Source organism: Marinifilum sp. N1E240 (genome assembly GCF_009295825.1).
Lineage (GTDB): Bacteria > Bacteroidota > Bacteroidia > Bacteroidales > Marinifilaceae > Marinifilum_A > Marinifilum_A sediminis.
In genome coordinates this window covers 1-2761 of record NZ_WHKF01000024.1, presented here as the reverse complement: position 1 = coordinate 2761, position 2761 = coordinate 1, and the positions used below count along the sequence as shown (strand labels likewise).

The window sequence follows — 2761 nt, the reverse complement described above, 5'->3', positions numbered from 1 at the left end:
GTTTGTGTTCTGTCTTGTCCTTGTATAAATCTCATACTATAAGATAACAAAGTGCTGAAAATCTATCAAATACAAGCATGCTTACTTATCAACAACTTATCAAGGTTTTTAGACAGTCTGACGGTTTTGCTAAAATTTGTGGGCGATTTACAACCACCGCCTTATCAAAACCGCTCTGGGTTTATTGTTTTAGTTATTTTATCAAGTTGAGCGTCACCGCCCTTTAATTTTAACTTTTGTTATAGGTTATTAATTTTAACTACCACTCAATCAGTCTGTTTTTATATTTTATTTTTTTATCTGCACTTTTTAAAATTTGGGTCAAATATTCTGAAGATTTATTTTCAAATGAGCCTTTCAAGTTAAACTTCAATATTTTCTCATTGTCAAGGTAGTAAGAGATTTCATATAGGAGCGAATTTACTCCATCCTTTTCTTCATGGAATTTTTCTTCTTTATAATAGCACAAATTCTCATTCTCGAAAATATAATATTCCATTGTATTATAACTAATAGTCTGCTGGCGATTTAAAAAGATTCTCTTTCCTGTCCATAATTTAACTAAAATGGAATCCTTAATTGTATACTGCTCAGCAAAACCACCTGAACCTTTTCGTTGTTTAAACAACCTAAATTTCTTTTTAGTTATTAGACCGTCAGTAAATATTGTTTCATAAATAGAACGATTGTCTTCATTAGCTTGAATGTAACTTATTAAACTATCAATGTCGCTAATTTTATTTTCAACCGTTTGAGAATACATTCTAATTGAAGCAAGAATTAATAAGAAACATATGACTAAAAGTTTAAAATTCATCGCGTTGAAATTAATTGCCTATAACACCATATGGGGTGTATAAGTTGCACTATAAATATTTTCACGAATGAAAATACGAAACAATACTTCCCCTGCAAAGTTTTATATGGATTATTTTACATGCAATTATAGATTAACAAAATTAAAGACAAAACCATCTTTTACTTTCAAAAGCATAGAAACAAGCTGTACTTCCCTATTTCAATCGCTGAGCACAATTCGTCTAATGATATAGTAGAGCTACTATTTGCTACAGCAGTACTTCTAAATGCTACAGTAGCCTTACTCAGGAAAATATTGGTACTCCTGAACCTTTCAACAGAGCTCCTAAAGGAAATAGCAGTGCCAATATTTTGTCGAGGGAAATACGCTCAAAACTATAGCAGTAGCTCTAAATGCTCCAGTAAACTTACTTAGGAAAATATTGGTACTCCTGAACCTTTCAGCAGAGCTCCTGAAGGAAAGAAGGAAATAGCAGCGCCAATATTTTGTCGAGGGAAATACGCTCAAGACAATAGCAGCACTACTATTTCTTCCAGAAGTCGCCAATTCTAAAAAAAAGCTAAATTAGAATGAATCAATTGGTAATCTTTCATTATCGTCCAAACAACCCATAAATAAAGAGATTCAACCATTTACAAGCCATCACTCTATTAAACCATATACTCACCTGTCAATTTTAGTCCAACATCACAAAAAAAATGATTGTAAAATACGAAAGTCACATTTTTAAAGACTTTACAGTAATTTGAGAAACAGCTCTACTTGGTAAATAAGCCACATAAAACTCATAAAATAATAACATAAGCAATTGAGGAAATCTCAAGCAACTTTTTACACTGTTAAATTACAAGGATATTTCAATTATTTTTAAAATAATTGAACGCTTCTATTGCCTTATTTTACTGATAGTTTGAAGTATAATGAAAATATTTTTCAAAATTAATTTGGAATCGCATTATTTTTATGTATAAATTTAATTATACGGAACGACTATATAACAGGAAGATAAACATCTTCTCTATTACTTTATTTATTTCAATGTAAAATTAAAAACATCATCCAATGGCACAAACTAGCGAATTCGTCGATTTTATTTCAAAAAAACAAGAAGATCACATTAAGAATGATCACAATTTTATTTCGAAAATTGATAACTATATAGCCCCCCTTGGTTTAGACGAAACCAAGATAAACAGTTTAAAAGCCAACATACTGGCTTATATTGATGCTTGCAATGAGAAAAATGCATTAAAAGCCAAAACACGGGCGGCAACTAAAAAATGTCAGGAACTACTCAAACCTCTAAACCAAGAAATTAGAGCCACTAAAAAAGATGCCGAACTAAGTCCAAATTGCACAGAATCCATTCTCGAAGATTTAGGTATGAACAATACCAGACGAATTATTGAAATGGATAATGATTTCCCGAAGTTAAATGTTGAGTTGGTAGCAGGTTTGCCCGAAATAAAATACAAAAAAACACCGTATGATGGCATTCGTCTTACCTGTATAATTAACAAAGGAGAATCAACAAACCATGAAACCATTACCCAAAACTCTTACAAAGATAATAGCCCAAGAATCACCCCTAACCAACCGGAAGTTCGAGAATACTCCGCCTATTTTCTTAAAAAAGGAAAGATAGTTGGACAACAATCGAAAAAGGTTAAAATTATTCTTGAGTCGATATAGGTTGACATACTAAACCCACATTACCATTAAAAAAGGGAAGTTCCATTTGGGGCTTCCTTTTTTAATTATACATTGATCATTATAAAACACCCCTCTGTCTGTCGACATCTCCCCTAAAAAGGGAGAAAACCGTAATCAACTTTCTCAACTATTCAAACGAAACCACTGACCCGCATCAGACAAAAATCCCGTAAAGAAAATCGAAAGAATGAAGCGTTAAAAAAACTGGCGTGTTTGAGGAACGTTAGG

General features: G+C 32.0%; 2 protein-coding genes. One reads left to right on the top strand and one right to left on the bottom strand.

Annotated elements, in window-relative coordinates; genetic code table 11:
- Nucleotides 1-259 precede the first annotated feature (259 nt).
- Nucleotides 260-817: a hypothetical protein gene (locus tag GCQ56_RS20085; RefSeq protein WP_152736330.1), complete on the bottom strand. Its 558-nt coding sequence runs from the start codon at nucleotides 815-817 to the stop codon at nucleotides 260-262.
- 1065 nt (nucleotides 818-1882) lie between these two features.
- On the opposite strand from GCQ56_RS20085, the gene GCQ56_RS20080 reads away from it, so the two are divergent.
- The gene (locus GCQ56_RS20080; RefSeq protein ID WP_152736329.1) at nucleotides 1883-2512 is read left to right on the top strand and encodes a hypothetical protein; all 630 of its coding nucleotides are present in this window, start codon (nucleotides 1883-1885) and stop codon (nucleotides 2510-2512) included.
- Nucleotides 2513-2761 lie beyond the last annotated feature (249 nt).

Bases quoted from the DNA above. Each gene is read 5' to 3' on its own strand.
- GCQ56_RS20085 (WP_152736330.1), bottom strand. From the start codon at position 817: ATGAATTTTAAACTTTTAGTCATATGTTTCTTATTAATTCTTGCTTCA.
- GCQ56_RS20080 (WP_152736329.1), top strand. From the start codon at position 1,883: ATGGCACAAACTAGCGAATTCGTCGATTTTATTTCAAAAAAACAAGAA.